The sequence below is a fragment of the Paenibacillus borealis genome (assembly GCF_000758665.1).
GTDB classification, from domain to species: Bacteria; Bacillota; Bacilli; order Paenibacillales; family Paenibacillaceae; genus Paenibacillus_AQ; species Paenibacillus_AQ borealis.
Genome location: NZ_CP009285.1, coordinates 5,394,067 through 5,410,080, shown reverse-complemented (window position 1 = coordinate 5,410,080; position 16,014 = coordinate 5,394,067). Strand labels below are relative to the sequence as shown.

General features: G+C 51.5%; 18 protein-coding genes. 13 read left to right on the top strand and 5 right to left on the bottom strand.

All coding sequences use genetic code 11. The features are described from left to right. Positions 1-11: 11 nt before the first annotated feature. Together PBOR_RS23025 and PBOR_RS23020 are read right to left on the bottom strand one after the other, a co-directional pair. Positions 12-713 carry a hypothetical protein gene (locus tag PBOR_RS23025; protein WP_042215733.1) on the bottom strand — a complete coding sequence of 234 codons (702 nt, stop codon included), beginning with the start codon at positions 711-713 and terminating at the stop codon, positions 12-14. Positions 714-817: 104 nt separating this feature from the next. Then, entirely contained in the window at positions 818-1,039 is a 222-nt protein-coding gene (locus tag PBOR_RS23020; protein ID WP_042215731.1) for a helix-turn-helix domain-containing protein, read from the bottom strand. Between the two features lie 126 nt (positions 1,040-1,165). Here PBOR_RS23020 and PBOR_RS23015 point away from each other — a divergent pair, with 126 nt between their 5' ends. Then, the gene (locus PBOR_RS23015; RefSeq protein WP_052429609.1) at positions 1,166-1,411 is read left to right on the top strand and encodes a DUF7667 family protein; all 246 of its coding nucleotides are present in this window, start codon (positions 1,166-1,168) and stop codon (positions 1,409-1,411) included. Between the two features lie 359 nt (positions 1,412-1,770). Here PBOR_RS23015 and PBOR_RS38150 read toward each other — a convergent pair whose 3' ends face one another. Next, entirely contained in the window at positions 1,771-2,007 is a 237-nt protein-coding gene (locus PBOR_RS38150) for a hypothetical protein (RefSeq protein ID WP_245647876.1), read from the bottom strand. Here PBOR_RS38150 and PBOR_RS38145 point away from each other — a divergent pair. The 8 genes from PBOR_RS38145 to PBOR_RS22975 all read left to right on the top strand — a co-directional run bounded on the left by PBOR_RS38145 (position 2,000) and on the right by PBOR_RS22975 (position 9,195). Continuing rightward, the gene (locus PBOR_RS38145) at positions 2,000-2,272 is read left to right on the top strand and encodes a hypothetical protein (RefSeq protein WP_245647875.1); all 273 of its coding nucleotides are present in this window, start codon (positions 2,000-2,002) and stop codon (positions 2,270-2,272) included. The genes PBOR_RS38150 and PBOR_RS38145 overlap by 8 nt on opposite strands. Positions 2,273-2,553: 281 nt before the next feature. After that, positions 2,554-3,021: a ferric iron uptake transcriptional regulator gene (fur, locus tag PBOR_RS23005; RefSeq protein WP_042215726.1), complete on the top strand. Its 468-nt coding sequence runs from the start codon at positions 2,554-2,556 to the stop codon at positions 3,019-3,021. Between the two features lie 172 nt (positions 3,022-3,193). Further along, entirely contained in the window at positions 3,194-3,427 is a 234-nt protein-coding gene (locus tag PBOR_RS23000; protein WP_042215724.1) for a DUF4227 family protein, read from the top strand. Between the two features lie 145 nt (positions 3,428-3,572). Beyond that, positions 3,573-4,466: a site-specific tyrosine recombinase XerD gene (gene xerD / locus PBOR_RS22995; RefSeq protein WP_042215722.1), complete on the top strand. Its 894-nt coding sequence runs from the start codon at positions 3,573-3,575 to the stop codon at positions 4,464-4,466. Between the two features lie 198 nt (positions 4,467-4,664). Further along, the gene (deoB, locus tag PBOR_RS22990; RefSeq protein WP_042215720.1) at positions 4,665-5,843 is read left to right on the top strand and encodes a phosphopentomutase; all 1,179 of its coding nucleotides are present in this window, start codon (positions 4,665-4,667) and stop codon (positions 5,841-5,843) included. Between the two features lie 281 nt (positions 5,844-6,124). Further along, the gene (locus PBOR_RS22985) at positions 6,125-6,949 is read left to right on the top strand and encodes a purine-nucleoside phosphorylase (RefSeq protein WP_042215719.1); all 825 of its coding nucleotides are present in this window, start codon (positions 6,125-6,127) and stop codon (positions 6,947-6,949) included. A gap of 51 nt (positions 6,950-7,000) precedes the next feature. Then, positions 7,001-7,864: a purine-nucleoside phosphorylase gene (locus tag PBOR_RS22980; protein ID WP_042215716.1), complete on the top strand. Its 864-nt coding sequence runs from the start codon at positions 7,001-7,003 to the stop codon at positions 7,862-7,864. Beyond that, positions 7,864-9,195: a pyrimidine-nucleoside phosphorylase gene (locus tag PBOR_RS22975; RefSeq protein WP_042215714.1), complete on the top strand. Its 1,332-nt coding sequence runs from the start codon at positions 7,864-7,866 to the stop codon at positions 9,193-9,195. Before PBOR_RS22980 ends, PBOR_RS22975 begins: the two co-directional genes overlap by 1 nt. 308 nt (positions 9,196-9,503) lie before the next feature. Here PBOR_RS22975 and PBOR_RS22970 read toward each other — a convergent pair whose 3' ends face one another. After that, positions 9,504-10,697 carry an IS256 family transposase gene (locus PBOR_RS22970; protein ID WP_042215712.1) on the bottom strand — a complete coding sequence of 398 codons (1,194 nt, stop codon included), beginning with the start codon at positions 10,695-10,697 and terminating at the stop codon, positions 9,504-9,506. Between the two features lie 347 nt (positions 10,698-11,044). Beyond that, complete coding sequence (locus PBOR_RS22965) at positions 11,045-12,091, bottom strand: serine hydrolase domain-containing protein (protein ID WP_042215709.1); 1,047 nt, start codon at positions 12,089-12,091, stop codon at positions 11,045-11,047. A gap of 294 nt (positions 12,092-12,385) precedes the next feature. Here PBOR_RS22965 and PBOR_RS22960 point away from each other — a divergent pair, with 294 nt between their 5' ends. The 4 genes from PBOR_RS22960 (at position 12,386) to PBOR_RS22945 (ending at position 15,844) form a co-directional block, all read left to right on the top strand. Next, positions 12,386-13,336: a DUF1177 domain-containing protein gene (locus tag PBOR_RS22960; RefSeq protein WP_042215707.1), complete on the top strand. Its 951-nt coding sequence runs from the start codon at positions 12,386-12,388 to the stop codon at positions 13,334-13,336. Positions 13,337-13,450: 114 nt separating this feature from the next. After that, on the top strand, positions 13,451-14,122 hold the full coding sequence (locus PBOR_RS22955; protein ID WP_042215705.1) for an AroM family protein: 672 nt from the start codon (positions 13,451-13,453) through the stop codon (positions 14,120-14,122). A gap of 16 nt (positions 14,123-14,138) precedes the next feature. Beyond that, positions 14,139-15,083, top strand: coding sequence for an aminopeptidase (locus tag PBOR_RS22950; RefSeq protein ID WP_042215704.1), 945 nt, complete (start codon positions 14,139-14,141; stop codon positions 15,081-15,083). A 107-nt stretch (positions 15,084-15,190) separates the two neighbouring features. Continuing rightward, positions 15,191-15,844, top strand: coding sequence for an aspartate/glutamate racemase family protein (locus PBOR_RS22945; RefSeq protein ID WP_042215701.1), 654 nt, complete (start codon positions 15,191-15,193; stop codon positions 15,842-15,844). Positions 15,845-16,014: the final 170 nt, after the last annotated feature.

Sequence of the window (16,014 nt, the reverse complement as noted above, 5' to 3'; positions counted from 1 at the left end):
AGGGCTTTTTACTATTTATCGTTTGCATCACCAGCGCTGAACATAAGACCTAATTCATTTGACCCCTGTACATGATACCGTATGCCATTTCTGACAGTGGACTCATCAATTTTAGCAAGGTCAACACCATCTTCAAGTACCTTTAAGTCGGTGATTATACTTCCGACCTCTGTCGACTCAATATCAGGATTGACAGCTAATATTACTAATCCCATGACTACAATGATGTTTGCACCTGAAGCAGAGGTACCGTCTCCACGTCCTATCATCATTATATCTCTAATTGACCCATCAGCCTTATTAACACTACCTGTTATGCCAAGGAAATCATTGAACATGTACTGAAATGTGTCTTGGGCAAGTCCATCTTCAACAGTGAGCTTTTTGCTGATTTTTAGCTTGGATTCCATAGAGTCAGCACGAGCATTGAATTCCTTCCTAAACTCTTCAGGTGTCATGCCGATAGTTCCCGGTATCGGATTTTCAGTGGGAGCGACCGTAGGATCTGATTTGGATACTTCTTTAGGTTTCTGAGTCGGCACAATTACGGCCTCTTCTGTGGCCTCTGCCACAACAACTTTTGCCGGCTCTATAGTGGCTGAGGTCACTGCTTGATCCGTTGTATTCTTGTCATCACCCATATTTCCGATAGCTCCTATAATGATGACCGCCAGGACCCAGAACCACCACTTTGTATAAATTGGCTTATTCAACAAATTTCCCCCTATTTATGATAACAATTTACAAAATAAGTCTATCAGAAGTAGGGATATTTTTCTATTTATTAATTCGGTAAATATGAAAAAGCCCAGCAGGATTACTCCGGTTGGGCTTCCTTGTCTTCTATGTATTCAATGAGTTCTCCAGTGCTAACCTTCAGGTGCTTGCAGAGTTTCTCCAGCGTCTCAAAATCCACGCGCTTGGACGTATTATGATATAGCCCCGATACCGTGTTGATTGCTAACCCCGTCTCCCTCGCAGTGCCTCGAATCCCCTTATTCTGCCGGTCCATGATGTCCTTGACGTTATTCTTAATCACGGACAAGCCTCCTTTTTCCAAAAGTATACATCACATAAATAAATGTATCAATATCCTCATACGCGTATCATCTTTCTGATACACTTGCATATGATGTATTAGGATGATAATACAGGAGAGTGATTTATGATGTTACCGGTACATTTACGCTTGGCAGAGATCTTTCACATTAACATGACTGGACCTTTGACGATCGAAGAGGCTAAGGAGCTGCAATATTGCCTGCGAGAGAATGCCAGGTATTGCTGGGACTGTCTGATGATTCAAAATCAGTCCGTGCTGGCTGGAGCGACACACGACCACGAATGGCAGCTGGAACTGCAGCGGAAGCTGGAGGTATTGAGATTGACGGGGAGGGTGCCAAAAGTGTAGCCTTATTATAGTAAGAAAGATATCGGGAACTGTAATCATAACAAATAAAAAAATCACACGAAAATCACCGTTTCTCTTTTAATGTGTTTTACTGGATTTCTCTTATGACCCAAATCATATCCATGAGCAAAATAATCACCCCTGTATTTCACCCCATTTCACTGTATTAATTAGACTAAATGATGCGGTGGGTGACGCCGATGCTGGTAAGTATTGATTGAATATAGTAGTGTTTTTCAAAATGATCAAATGGATGCAACAAAAAACCTTCAAAACAAGGTCTCCCACTGCAATAAAAGAAACAATAAAACCAGCAGTACAGGATATCCCATACTGCTGGTTTTATTCGTATACTCTTATTAATCAGAGTAAGCTGTAACGGTAAAGCTTTCGGGTCCGATCCGGACCGGTCCGAGGGTCGTTGTGCTAACAAATGCTGAATAGATCAATTGATTATTCTCAGGAGCAGGGACATTGAAGTCAGAACCTATAACCGTGATGGGCAGCACTTGTTCATTCGTATTGGATGGCAGAGACACTTCGAGTGCGGAATAGATGATAGGATCGTTCGTAGTGGTTCCTCTAACGATGATCACGAAGATTCCAGTTGGAGGAGTGCCGGCAGGTAGTAAGATAGATACGGTAGTGAAAAATTCTACCCTGATATTCCCTGTGGGTCTCACAATGTTCAATCCGACTTGTCCGTATAATTGGGGGGATAGTATAGCTGGGAAAGGAACGCCAAGAGAAGAGGCAAAGCTTGCATTTTGTGATGTGCGAGAATCTAGTAAAAGAGTCATAAAGCACCTCCTTTCTGTTTATTCAATAGCATATGCAGATCCTCACACGTATTTCTCATAGATCGTCCTTTCTATTAAAAAAGGCGTTTTGATGGAAAGGCATGTTTACGATTGTTATTGTTTTTCGGATTTGATCCCAATAATTTTTGGATATATTACGAATCCGCCTTAAGGGGCTACTTTTTAAAGAGGGGATTCACATAGGTATTAATGTCATACCAATTAAGCCTATTTAAGTCTGCATACATCCTAAAACCGTTTGACTTCTCAAAGTAACTCCCCCTATAATGGAAGAAGTGGCTTGAAGCCCGGTGCGGTAATTTTCCAAGGGGGAGGCAGACAATGGAAGCCCGGATAGACAAGATTAAGCAACAACTACAATCCCAAGGATACAAGCTTACACCTCAACGGGAAGCGACCTTAAGAGTTCTCCTGGAGAACGAGGATGATCATTTAAGCGCTGAAGATGTGTTCATGCTGGTGAAAGAAAAGGCTCCGGAGATCGGTCTCGCCACCGTATATCGTACCCTGGAACTGCTCAGCGAACTTCATGTCGTGGAGAAGATTAATTTCGGAGATGGTGTGGCCCGTTATGATCTGCGGACGGATACAGCGAAACATCATCACCATCATCTGATTTGTGTACAATGCGGAACCATGGATGAGATTCGTGAGGATTGGCTGGGCCCGCTGGAAGAGCGGCTGGAGAAGGATTATAATTTTACGGTGCTTGATCATAGACTTGATTTTCACGGAATTTGCTACCGCTGCAAGGATAAGAATCCTGCAGAAGGCAATACTCCCGAATAAGCTTATAGATGAGGATTTACCGCACAAGCTCTCCCCGGCTGAATGGCTGGAGGGGGCTTTTTAACTGATTTAAATACATAACCTCACCCTCCGGCGCATAAATTGAAGGACGAGTTCTGCGAAGTGGAACATTGTAGCGGAAGCTTACATTACTTTTAGGAGGTTGCCTAAGATGATTGTCTCGATTCCCAAAACCGTGCGCCGGCTGTATTTTATGACCTTGCTCGTTGCGATAAGCTGTGTGCTGTATTATATCTTAAGCTGGTTCAGCGCCTGGATGAGTCCAGCGCAGAATTATGATATTCCTGAGGGCACAGCCATCCGGGCATTTCACGATGTGAAGCAGGGCGATGAAGGGCTTAGTGCAGGGCAGCGCCTGCGCTTATACTATTGGTACGGGGAGTGACCGCTCTGCCGTTTGCAGGAAAAAGCTAGAAGCCTGTCGAATAAATCTAGAGCATGTTAAGGGACGTTAGCGTTCTGACTGCTGCCGGACCCCACCCGCTGCAGAGCCGCATGAAGCAGCCTGAGTATGACAGGAGCGTGAATAGATGGAGTCACACTTGCAGCCGTTTATGCAGTATTTGTCCGGGGACAAAGGATTGTCTCCTAGTACGCTGGAATCCTATGGACGGGATATATCACAGTTTCTGGAGTTTACCGAAGAACGCGGCACGGCTGCGATGGAAGAGATTAGAAGATCACATATTATGCTCTACCTCGGCGCTCTGCGCGGAGCGGGCAAGGCAACGGCAACAGTCAACCGGAATACGGTATCGCTGCGCGCCTATTTTCATTTTTTGCTGAAAGAACGGCTGATCGGGCAAGACCCGACACTCGATATGGAAACGATTAAACCGAGCAAGAAACCGCCGATGATTCTTAGCATTGAAGAAATTGAACGCCTGCTGGCCGTCCCTGATGAATCTGCACCCCAGGGGATGCGCGATAAGGCGATGCTTGAGCTGCTCTATGCTACGGGTATCCGTGTAACGGAGCTGATCTCGCTGAATGTGGAGGACGTGAATACCGGGCTGAAGTTCGCCCGCTGCAGCGGGGCCTCCGGCAAGGAAAGAGTGGTGCCGATTGGTACGATTGCTGCGGACTGTGTGGCCCGTTATGTGTCCGGTATGCGGGACAAGCTGCTCCGGGTAAACCAGGAGGAGCCGGCACTGTTCCTGAACAGTCTGGGCGGGAGGCTGACCCGTCAGGGCTTTTGGAAGATTATCAAGAAACATGCGCGTGAAGCCCGTATTCAACAGGACATCACACCGCATACCCTGCGGCATTCCTTCGCCGCTCATCTGCTGGAAGGCGGGGCAGACCTGCGTTCCGTGCAGCAGATGCTGGGCCATTCCGATATTTCAACCACGCAGATTTACAGCGGAATTGCACGCAAGAACATGAAGGAAGTTTATGAGAATCACCATCCACGGGCGAAGTAGTCTGTCATCTAAGGCTGGGTGTAACCGTGGATAGAACGGGTAATGGTTTGGATTGGCCGAAAAGATGCTTTTTGTGAGTAAGAAAGTTATGATGGAATCATACTGAATGGATAGCTCCCGGGAGAGGTTCTCCCGGAGTTTCTTCCTGTTTTGAGCAGACCTTACAACTATGTAAACTACGAAGGAGTGAAGACGGCAATGTCCTCATTTAAACGCATCGGATTTATTGTTCTGGATAGTGTAGGTATCGGTGAAGCGCCGGATGCCGCTAATTTTGGAGATACAGGCTCCCATACGCTGGGACATATTCTGGAACGGGTTCCGGGACTGAAGCTTCCGAACCTGCAACAGCTGGGACTGGCTAATATTGCTCCATTGCCGCCGCTGGAACCGGTAGCTGACCCGACAGGCTATTACGGCAAAATGCAGGAGGTTTCTGTAGGCAAGGATACGATGACCGGCCACTGGGAGCTGATGGGCCTGAAGATTGAGGTCCCTTTTAATACTTATTTTGACGGGTTCCCGGCAGAGCTGATTGAGAAATTCGAAGCGGCTACCGGACGCAAGGTGATCGGCAACAAGCCGGCTTCCGGCACCGAGATTCTCGTAGAATATGGCGAAGAGCAGATGAAGACCGGCGCATGGATTGTGTATACTTCGGCAGACAGCGTATTCCAGCTGGCAGCGCACGAAGATATCATTCCGCTGGAAGAACTCTATAGCGCCTGCCGGATCGCCCGTGAGCTGACGATGGCTCCCGAATTCTCTGTCGGCCGTGTTATCGCCCGTCCTTATATCGGCGAACCGGGGAATTTCGTGCGTACGCCGAACCGTCATGACTATGCGGTGAAGCCGCCGGAGCCGACCGTTATGAACGCTCTGGAGGATATCGGCAAAGACGTGATTGCTGTCGGCAAAATCAATGATATCTTCACTGGTGAAGGTGTAACAGCTTCTTACCCGACCAAGAGCAATGAGCACGGCATCCAGATTACGATTGATGAGCTGCGCAAGCCGTTTAACGGATTCCTGTTCACCAATCTCGTAGACTTCGACTCCCTGTACGGCCACCGCCGTGATCCGGAAGGCTACGGCCGCGCGCTGGAAGTGTTCGATCAGGCGCTGCCTGAGCTGCTCTCCACCCTCAGTGAAGATGATCTGCTGATCATCTCGGCTGACCACGGCAATGACCCGATCCATGCCGGAACGGATCACACCCGTGAATATGTGCCGCTCCTGATCTACAGCCCGAAATTCAAGAATCCGGGCAGCCTGGGCATCCGCCTGACGTTCTCTGATGTAGCAGCTACCATCGCCGATAACTTCGGAGCGAAGGCACCGCAGTACGGGACGAGCTTTTTGTCTGAATTAATTTAATATAAATAATAAATCAAGATGAACTGAAGGATATAACTAAAAGCGAGAAGAATCGAAGGGGAAATTTGGAACTGTAGGAGCGATAGCGACCGCCTGAAAGCTTTCCGCAGGAAAGCTCGCTTCGGAAGCATCAGCAGTCACCGGATTTCAAATGCGGACAGCAGATAAATCAAGAAATCTGGTGACAACAGCGGCCGGAAGTCCAAATATCACCGTAGTGACGGCTCAGCTTTACGTCGATGACTAAAGTTCATCCTACCCACCTCAAGGAGGAACCAACCATGACCGCAGTTACCCAAAGCAATATTCAAGAAGCAGCAGTATATATCAAAGATAAATGTACTGTCGCCCCCGAAATCGGGCTGATCCTCGGCTCCGGCCTCGGCGTTCTGGCGGACCTGATTACGGATGAAGTAGTCATCCCTTATAATGAAATCCCTCATTTTCCCGTATCCACTGTTGAAGGACATGAAGGAGAGCTGCTGATCGGCATGATCGAAGGCCGCCGCGTCGTAATGATGAAGGGCCGCTTCCACATGTACGAAGGCTATGGACCGGAGACTACAGCGTTCCCTGTACGTGTCATGAAAGAGCTGGGCGTAACCAGCCTGCTGGTAACCAACGCTGCCGGCGGGGTCAATACTGAGTTCACACCGGGTGACCTGATGCTGATTACGGACCACCTGAACCTCACAGGCCGCAACCCGCTGACCGGACCGAACGATAATGCGCTGGGTGTACGCTTCCCGGATATGTCTTCAGCTTACAGCCCGCGCCTGATTGCAGCCGCCAAAGAAGCTGCCGCAGCGCTGAACTTCGAGTTCAAGGAAGGCGTATACGCCGGCCTGCTCGGACCAAACTACGAGACTCCTGCTGAGATCGTTATGCTGCGCCGTCAAGGGGCAGATGCAGTAGGGATGTCCACAGTATCTGAGACGATTGTGGCCCGCCATGCCGGTATCGAAGTGCTGGGTATTTCCTGCATCACCAACATGGCTGCCGGAATTCTGGAACAGCCGCTCAACCATGCAGAAGTGATGGAGACAGCGGAACGTGTGCGCGAGCAATTCCTGAAGCTGGTGCTGGCTTTTATTCCGAAGATGTAGTTCCTGCTTCAAGCTATTTACAAGACAATTCATATCCGGGAGGATCAACCTATGACAACACCATCAACAGTCCCATACGGCACGCAGGTAAAAGAAGCTGCGGCATATATTCAATCCAAATTCGGTTCTTACACTCCGGCCATCGGACTTATTCTGGGCTCCGGCCTTGGGGATCTGGGCGACCAGATCGAAGATGCCGTATATCTGCCCTATGAAGAAATTCCGCATTTCCCGCGCTCGACGGTAGAGGGTCATGCCGGACGTTTCGTAATCGGTAAGCTGGAAGGCAAGGACGTTATCATCATGCAGGGCCGTTTCCACTACTATGAAGGATATGAAATGCGCAAAGTGGTGCTGCCGGTATACGTAATGGCTAAGCTTGGTGTAGGCACACTCGTGATTACCAATGCAGGCGGCGGAATGAACAGAGCGTTCAAAGCCGGTGACCTCATGCTGATTACCGACCACCTGAACATGACCGGCGACAACCCGCTGATCGGACCGAATGATCCGGAGCTGGGTGTTCGTTTCCCGGATATGTCCCGTGCTTATGACCCTGAATATATTGCGCTGGCTAAGAAGCTGGCGGGTGAAGTTAAGGGTGTAGACGGTGAAGCCCTTGTGCTGCAGGAAGGCGTGTATGCCGGCATCAGCGGACCTACCTATGAAACCCCGGCTGAACTCAAAATGCTGGCCTACCTCGGCGGCGATGCCGTTGGGATGTCCACCGTGCCGGAAGTTATTGTAGCCAGCCACAGCAAGCTGCGTGTGCTCGGCATTACCTGTATCACCGATATGGCGATCGGGGATGAGCTGGAGCCGTTGACTCATGAGCAGGTGGTAAAGGTAGCAAACCTTACTAAGCCGAAGTTCATCGGCCTTGTGCGTTCCTTTGTCCGTGAGGTTCAGGTATAATGCGTGCAGTTGATCTTATCCAGAAAAAAAGAGACGGCGGAGAGCTCAGCCGTGAGGAAATAGCTTTCCTGATTCAAGGCTACAGCAAGGGGGAAATCCCTGATTACCAGATCTCCGCCTGGGCGATGGCTGTGTATTTCCGCGGAATGAACGCACGGGAAACCGGCGATCTGACCCTGGAAATGGCGATGTCCGGTGACCAGGTGGATCTCAGTCCGATAGCCGGCATCAAGGTTGACAAGCATTCCACTGGCGGCGTGGGCGACAAGACAACCGTTGTTCTTGCACCGCTTGTAGCTGCAGCCGGAGTTCCGGTAGCCAAAATGTCCGGACGCGGCCTCGGCCACACCGGCGGCACCCTGGACAAGCTGGAGTCGATCACGGGATTCTCCGTGGAGATGGACCGCGAGCGCTTTTTCACCCAGGTAGGGGAGATCGGTGCGGCTGTCATCGGCCAGTCCGGCAACATTACGCCTGCGGACAAGAAATTGTATGCGCTGCGTGATGTGACCGCCACCGTGGAATCCATTCCGCTGATTGCCAGCTCCGTAATGAGCAAGAAGATCGCCGCAGGTGCGAATGCTATCGTCCTTGATGTGAAGACCGGCAGCGGCGCATTCATGAAGACGCTGGATGATTCCATTGCGCTCGCACAGGCAATGGTGGATATCGGCACGCATCTCGGCCGCAACACGGTCGCTGTAATCAGCGACATGGACCAGCCGCTTGGCTTCGGCATCGGCAATGCACTGGAGATCAAAGAGGGCATTGAGACCCTGAAGGGCCACGGGCCGAAGGATCTCCAGGAGGTCTGCCTGATTCTGGGCAGCCAGATGCTGGTGCTTGGCGGTAAGGCGAAGGATGAAGAAGAAGCTCGTTCCATTCTGCTGTCCCATATCGAGGATGGCAGCGCGCTGGATAAATTCAAGCAGATGGTAACTGCCCAAGGCGGAGATGTCTCGCAGATCGAGTCTCCTGACACCCTGCCGGCAGCCCGGAAGTTCATCGAAGTGAAAGCTGCGACCGCAGGTTATGTGGAGAGCATTCAGGCTGAAGAGATCGGCGTAGCCGCCATGCTGCTCGGTGCCGGACGTGAAACGAAGGAGTCCGTCATCGATCTGGCCGTTGGCATTCAGCTGTCGCTGAAGGTCGGTGATGCCGTAGCCGCAGGCGACACGCTTGCCGTACTGCATGTGAATGACGCCAGCGAGAGCAAAGTGCAGGAAGCCGAAGCCAAGGTGCTGGAAGCTTACCGCATCTCCGCGCAGCCGGTTCCTCCGCAGCCGCTGGTATTTGCGCTGGTGACTAAGGATGGGGTTACACGGTACTAGACCGGATTCCGGTTGCTCAAACAATCCAAAAAGCCGTACATCAGCAATTCGCTGATTGTACGGCTTTTTGGATTGTTCAGGACCGCCCCCGTAAGATAAGTGGAAAAAGGGCATTTAATTATCCTTGAAACGCTGATATTTGGATTTTGGTTGGAAAAAGTACATTTAATTTTCCGTTTTACCGGCTTGGCGGGTAGCGTCAAGAAGTTTGTGTAAGAGAGTAGAAGTACCTCCCCGGGTTACGGGTTGGGGTGTAGGTGTTTCTGGGGGGAGGGGGAACCCCGACCCCCAGAAACTGGATTCATCCGCTATTCTTCTTCGGGTGTAGGCAAGGAAGGATAGCGTGCTTCAAATAGCTCGTTTAGCTTCTTTTTGACATTGTCCATCCCAAAGCCTGGGACGACCCGCTGCGCATGACGTTCATTGTAGTCGAGCATCTCCAGATACACGATTTTCTCTGCCGCATCCATATTCGTCAGACTGTTCATCGGTTTGAGGCGCTTGCGGATTTCCTTGTTCATGCGCTCAATGGGATTCGACGTGTAGATCGCTTTGCGGATGGGCTCCGGGTACTTGTAGAACGTCAGTAGCGTGGATAACTGTTCCTCCCAGGACTTCATTTCCTTCGGATACAGCTTGTTCCATTTCGCTTTGACCGTATCAAAGTGAGCCCGGGCCACGACCTCATCCGGTGCGGTATACACCGTTTTCAGGTCTTCCAGGACATCGGTTTTGTGTTCGATTCGGATTTTGGGGAAGGTCGCTCGCACTTTGTGCACCACACAATGCTGCACATCTGCCTGCGGATACGTCTCTTTAAACGCCGCATCCAGTCCTGGAAGCCCGTCAAACACACCGAGCAACACTTCCTGCGCTCCACGGTTGTACAGGTCTTTCAGGACCTCGCGCCAGCCGTTCGAACTCTCTTGACCGCCGACGTAGAACCCGAGGATTTGACGTTGTCCCTCTTCGTCGATCCCCATCGCAAAATAAACCACCTCGCCTCGGACCGTACCCCGTTTGAGCTTCACGTACAGCCCATCCAAATAGATCACGCTGTAGCGCTTGCTCAGCGGTCGTTTCTGCCACTGGTGGATATCCTCGAGGACGGTAGCGGTAATGTTGCTAACGGTGGTTGGAGAGTAATGGCTTCCGAACATGCTTTCAATAAAACGGGCCACATCCCGGGTTCCCATTCCCGACTTGTACATCTGGATCACCGCTTCCTCCAGCCAACCATCCCGCCGCTGGTACGGCTCAAACATCTGAGTTTGGAACAGTCCCTGGCGGTCGCGGGGGACCTCCAGGTCCTCCAGATTGCCGTATTTCGTGTGCAAGTTCCGGGTGTAGTAGCCGTTGCGGCTATTACGTGTACCGGCTTCCTCGCTCGCCATGAACGCCTGCATTTCGGCACGCATGATGGATTCCATGTTGTCTTTGACAAACTGAGTGACAAGATTTTCAAATAGATTATTCAGCTGCATTTCGGGTAAAATAGTCATTGAGTAGGGTCCCTCCTTAGTGGTTTCGCATCCCGAGGATACCCTACTTTTTTGTTGCCTGACTAGGCTCCAAATACTGGTACACAACTTATTTTACGCCATCGCTTGGCGGCGGAATCAGCAAATTTAGGTGACGTTTATCCATTTATTTTTTGGTATGCGGTCCACACAATGAAAATAAGTGTACGGAATCCACTTAACCCGTAACCCGTAACCCGTAACCCGTACCCCGTACCCCGTACCCCGTACCCCGTACCCCGTAACCCGTAACCCGTAACCCGTAACCCGTAACCCGTACCCCGTAACCCGTAACCCGTGGAAGAACGGGCTTCAGCTTGAGCGCGCAGCTAATCCAGCAGCAGATTCCCCTCAACCACCTGCATCAGCCGGTAAGCCCCCCTGCTGCGGTTGCAGAGAGCGGTGAAATTTACGCCGCTTGCCGGATAGACTGCCGAGCGGAAGGAGATTCCGGGATCGGAGCCCATGACATGGTATTTCAACACCACGCCGTTCCGGACCCTAATCCATACTCCATAGCCGTAATAAGTATCCTCATCCTCTTGAATATGCGGAGTGAGCAGTAGAATGGTCGTCTCTGGTTGCAGCAGCTTGTGCCCGAGCAAGCAAGTCCACAGCTTCTGCATATCCGCTGCCGTGACAAAAGCACCGCCATCACCGCCGCCCACTACCGGTATAGAGTAAATATTACTGATGCTTTGACCGTTCTCGCTGTCGATGTAGCCCAGAGCAACATTGGCCGGGAGTGCATCAAGTGCGAAATAACCGGAATCCTGCATCCCGCAAGGCCGGAAAATATGCTGCTCCACATAATCCGTGAAGCTCATTCCGCTGACGGCTTCGACGAGCAGACCAAGCATGATGTAACCCGCATTGTTATAGTGGAAATGCTCCCCTGGTGTGAATTTCATCGGCAGGGCTGCAAATAGAGGCAGGAAATCACCGGGTCGCCTGAGTGTATACATCGGTATATCCTTCCACAATGCTGCGAAATCCTCCATTACCTCCTCATCAAAATAATCCGGAATGCCCGAGCTATGCGTCAGCAGCTGATGAACCGTGATCTCCGGGCTGAACAAGGGGAACTTCAGCTTATCTAAGACTTCCAGCACTTTGCCGTCAAAAGAAAGCTTGCCCTGCTCGACCAGCTGGCAGATGGCTATTGCTGTGAACAATTTGCTGCCGGAAGCAATCCCGAAACGGGTGTTAAGCTGATTGATCCGCTCCTCTGCTACATTGGCTTGTCCGTATGCAGCGGCTGCGAGAGTCTGATCGTGTTGTGTAACCAGTACCGCCCCCGAAAACCCGGAGAGCAGAACTTCCTGATCAATGCTTTGTTGGAGTGGATATTGTTGCTCTGTCTGTTCCAGCTTCATGTACTACACCTCTTTGTATAATTTGATTATGCACCCTTTTTGTAATTCGCCAATATGGAATAATTAACCTTTATTTATATTTGTTTATGATATGGAGCGGGGATTGAAGTAGGTTTATGGATGCAAGATGCTGCTGAAAGGCTGAAGAGTGAACCTCGCGCGTAAGGTTTATGTGCAAAGGACAAGAAAAACAACTTAGTTTTGGCAGGGCGGCACATTGTGGACGTTTTGAATTTTAAGATAGTATAAATTCAAACATCACAATCATGAGCATGCATCCGGGGAGGAATTATAATGGCACTTCATCAAACGATTACAGTCTTGAACGCACTGGACAGCGCTTATGTTAACGGTGAGCAGGTCAGGCAGTTATTCGCAGCATATCCTGCGGTTAAGGTTGAGGTTCAGAAAGTGGAAGGTGAGAAAGGCAGTACGGAATTCGTCAAAATCACCATTCCCGGCAGTAAAGGCAAGCTTGGAGGCGGTAGCGCACCAACCTTCGGAATTGTCGGCAGACTTGGCGGCATTGGGGCGCGCCCCAGCCGGATCGGTATTGTCTCTGATGCAGACGGTGCGGTGGCAGCAATCGCTTCAGCGCTGAAGCTGGCGAACATGCAGACCAAAGGGGATGTGCTGCAAGGTGACGTCCTGGTCACGACACATATTTGCCCGGATGCTCCGACCCTGCCGCATGAGCCGGTTGATTTCATGGATTCCCCGGTGGATATCCTGCAGATGAATGAGCATGAGGTGCTGCCGGAGATGGAAGCGATTATTTCCATTGATACAACCAAAGGCAACCGTGTGGTGAATCACAAAGGCATTGCAATCTCACCTACCGTCAAAGAAGGATACATTCTGCGGGTTAGTGAAGATCTGCTGCGTATCAAGGAAATGACGACAGGACAGTATCCGGTTACTTTTCCGGTGACTACGCAGGATATTACGCCTTACGGTAACGGACTATATCATATCAATTCAATCCTGCAGCCAGCAGTAGCGACTTCCGCTCCGGTAGTAGGTCTGGCGATTACTGCCCAGTCCATGGTGCCCGGCTGCGGTACAGGGGCAAGCCACGAGATTGATATCGCCCAGGCAGTGCGTTTTGCCATTGAGACGGCCAAAGAGTTCACCCAAGGCATATGCTCCTTCTATAACGAAGCTGAATTTGCACAGATTACCGAGCTGTACGGTTCGATGAAAGTGCTGCAGACACTGGGTAAACCTGCTGTAATCTCGCAATAGAATAGAACTGGATAATGGCAGGCGCTGAGCAAGGTTCAGCGTCTGCTCATTGTATACACGCACCGGGCCGGTTACCACAAATTCAATCAGTATGAAGAAGCGGGAGGGAGCAAGATGAGTAAAAATATAGGGTTAATCACGATCGGACAAGCTCCCCGGAACGATGTTGCGCCGATTATTGAGAAGTATCTGGAGGGTAAGGCAGGATTGGTTCAGTCCGGGGTACTTGACGGGTTCACTGCTGATCAGGTACGGGAATTCTATAGTCCTGGTCCCGGGGAGTATGTGCTGACTACCCGCATGGCGGACGGATCAGCTGCGGTGATCTCCCGTGAACGGATAAAGTCAGTTCTGCAGGGGAAGGTTGATGCTATGGAAGCTGCTGGAATTCAGACGATTCTGCTGGCCTGTACCGGTGTTTTTCCGGGACTGCATACGGCTAAGGCCCATCTGATTGAACCGGACCGGATTATTCCTCCGGTTGTACAAGCGATGCTAGACGGACGGCGGCTGGGGCTGATCGGTCCTCTGCCAGAGCAGGAAGACAGTATGATTGAGAAATTCGCGGGTGCCGGAACCCGGCTGCCGTTTGCAGCTGCATCTCCGTATACCGGAACGGAAGCGGATTTCCGTGCTGCTGCTGAGCGTCTGCGGGACCATGCGGATGTGATAGTGCTTGACTGTATGGGATATGTGGAGCAGCATAGACAGTGGGCGGCCTCCGCTGGAGTGCCTGCCGTGCTGTCCAATGCCCTGATGGGCAAGCTGGTAGCAGAAATGGTGTAACCGGGAGGAAAGTATAATGAGCGAGCAACGAATACTGATTAGCATGAATGTCCTTAAGGACTGTCTGGGGCTTGGCAGCGGCGAATTGCTGGCTGTGGTGGCCGATGACGACAAGCGGGAGCTTGCCGAATCCGTCTATGAAGCAGGGAAGCGGCTCGGGGCGGAATCGATGCTATTGATTATGCAGGCGCGGAGCAAATCAGGCGAGGAGCCGCCGGCTCCGATTGCCGAAGCTATGGCCAAAGCGGATGTGGCAGTATGCATTACAACACATTCGATGACACATACGGCGGCGCGTAAGCAGGCAGCCGCAGCGGGAACCCGGGTGGCGACTATGCCGGGCATGACGGATGATATGTTCAGCCATGGCGCGATCACTGCGGATTATGCGCAGGTGAAGACTCTGACGGAGCAGGTAGCCGCTCTGCTGTCAGAGGGAAGCCAGGTACGTGTAGTTAAAGACGGATTGAGTTTGAGCTTTTCGATTGCGGGCCGGGATGGCGTGCTCAGCACCGGATTATATCTTAATCCGGGCGAATCAGGCAACCTGCCTTCGGGCGAGGCTTATATTGCGCCGATGGAAGGTACAGCTGCCGGCCAGATTAAGGTGGACGGTTCGATTGCGGGCATTGGCGCACTGAATAGCCCGATGGTGCTGACGGTAGAGCAGGGCCGGTTAATTAGTGCAGAAGGCGAGAGCGGTGACAGGCTGCTGGATATGCTTGGTGCCGGTGACGGCAGGCTCCTGGGCGAGTTCGGCATTGGTACAAACAACAAGGCAAGAATTACAGGTGTGGTGCTGGAGGATGAGAAGGTCTACGGGACCATCCATGTCGCTTTTGGCAGCAATAATACGTTCGGCGGGGTTGTAGCGGCAGGTGTACATATTGATGCCGTGGTTATGAAGCCGGATGTGTATATCGACGACAAACTGATTATGCGTGCCGGAGAACTGCTCTAGACGGCGTGGCTGCTGTTGACAGAGGATAAACGCGATGCGGGAAGAAGCGGAGAATACTGTGAGGATAATCAGGACGTCCAACAACGGCTGAACAGGGGGAGATAAGGATGCTTGGAATTATACGTGTAATCACACTGCACGAGGAGTCTGCGATCCATTTGCACGGAGAATTGATTGAACGCCGGTATGGCCTGCCGGTAATCAGCCGCTGTATTCCGGATCAGCCTCAGGGCGTATACAATGACGAGACCGAAGCGGAGTCGTTACCGAAGATTATCCGCCTGGCCAGGGAACTGGAGCAGCAGGGCTGTACAGCCATCGGCATTAGCTGTGCCGCGGATCCCGCGCTGCAGGAAGCAAGGTTGGCAGTGAAGGTTCCGGTTCTGGGCGCAGGCTCCTGTGCAGCCCATATGTCGCTGGCATACAGCAGCAAGATCGGCGTGCTGACGATCCTGACCGAGGTGCCGCCACTGATCCGCAGCATTCTCGGCGATGCTTACCTCGGCATGGACCGGCCTGATGGGGTAACGACCACACTTGATTTGGGTACGCCTGCCGGACGGGCAGGCGCACTTGCCGGGGCAGCCCGGCTGGTGGAGCGCGGTGCGGAGGCCATAGTACTGGCCTGCACCGGGTTTGCCACCATCGGGCTGGCGGCGGAGCTGGAAGAACAGCTCGGCATCCGTGCGTTCGATCCGATTCTCGCGCTTGGAGCAGCGGCCTCTGCGGCTGCCTCGTTACCTGGGGGTGTGCGGCGCTGATTCGCCGGGCTAGATGCTATCAGGAAGTACGAAGTATAGTAATTCAGGAAATATAGCTGAAGCGTTCTTACGGACTTAGGTCCGGGGAACGTTTTTTTATGTAAGTAATTTGGATTGCTGATCGTTATAGTTAGTTGTTTCTGAGCTGCTGCGGGAGTGGCCATGAGTGT

Excerpts from the sequence above, each read along its gene's own strand:
- PBOR_RS23015 (WP_052429609.1), top strand. The coding sequence starts at position 1,166 with ATGATGTTACCGGTACATTTACGCTTGGCAGAGATCTTTCACATTAAC.
- PBOR_RS38145 (WP_245647875.1), top strand. The coding sequence starts at position 2,000 with ATGATCACGAAGATTCCAGTTGGAGGAGTGCCGGCAGGTAGTAAGATA.
- fur (WP_042215726.1), top strand. The coding sequence starts at position 2,554 with ATGGAAGCCCGGATAGACAAGATTAAGCAACAACTACAATCCCAAGGA.
- PBOR_RS23000 (WP_042215724.1), top strand. The coding sequence starts at position 3,194 with ATGATTGTCTCGATTCCCAAAACCGTGCGCCGGCTGTATTTTATGACC.
- xerD (WP_042215722.1), top strand. The coding sequence starts at position 3,573 with ATGGAGTCACACTTGCAGCCGTTTATGCAGTATTTGTCCGGGGACAAA.
- deoB (WP_042215720.1), top strand. The coding sequence starts at position 4,665 with ATGTCCTCATTTAAACGCATCGGATTTATTGTTCTGGATAGTGTAGGT.
- PBOR_RS22985 (WP_042215719.1), top strand. The coding sequence starts at position 6,125 with ATGACCGCAGTTACCCAAAGCAATATTCAAGAAGCAGCAGTATATATC.
- PBOR_RS22980 (WP_042215716.1), top strand. The coding sequence starts at position 7,001 with ATGACAACACCATCAACAGTCCCATACGGCACGCAGGTAAAAGAAGCT.
- PBOR_RS22975 (WP_042215714.1), top strand. The coding sequence starts at position 7,864 with ATGCGTGCAGTTGATCTTATCCAGAAAAAAAGAGACGGCGGAGAGCTC.
- PBOR_RS22970 (WP_042215712.1), bottom strand. The coding sequence starts at position 10,697 with ATGACTATTTTACCCGAAATGCAGCTGAATAATCTATTTGAAAATCTT.
- PBOR_RS22965 (WP_042215709.1), bottom strand. The coding sequence starts at position 12,091 with ATGAAGCTGGAACAGACAGAGCAACAATATCCACTCCAACAAAGCATT.
- PBOR_RS22960 (WP_042215707.1), top strand. The coding sequence starts at position 12,386 with ATGGCACTTCATCAAACGATTACAGTCTTGAACGCACTGGACAGCGCT.
- PBOR_RS22955 (WP_042215705.1), top strand. The coding sequence starts at position 13,451 with ATGAGTAAAAATATAGGGTTAATCACGATCGGACAAGCTCCCCGGAAC.
- PBOR_RS22950 (WP_042215704.1), top strand. The coding sequence starts at position 14,139 with ATGAGCGAGCAACGAATACTGATTAGCATGAATGTCCTTAAGGACTGT.
- PBOR_RS22945 (WP_042215701.1), top strand. The coding sequence starts at position 15,191 with ATGCTTGGAATTATACGTGTAATCACACTGCACGAGGAGTCTGCGATC.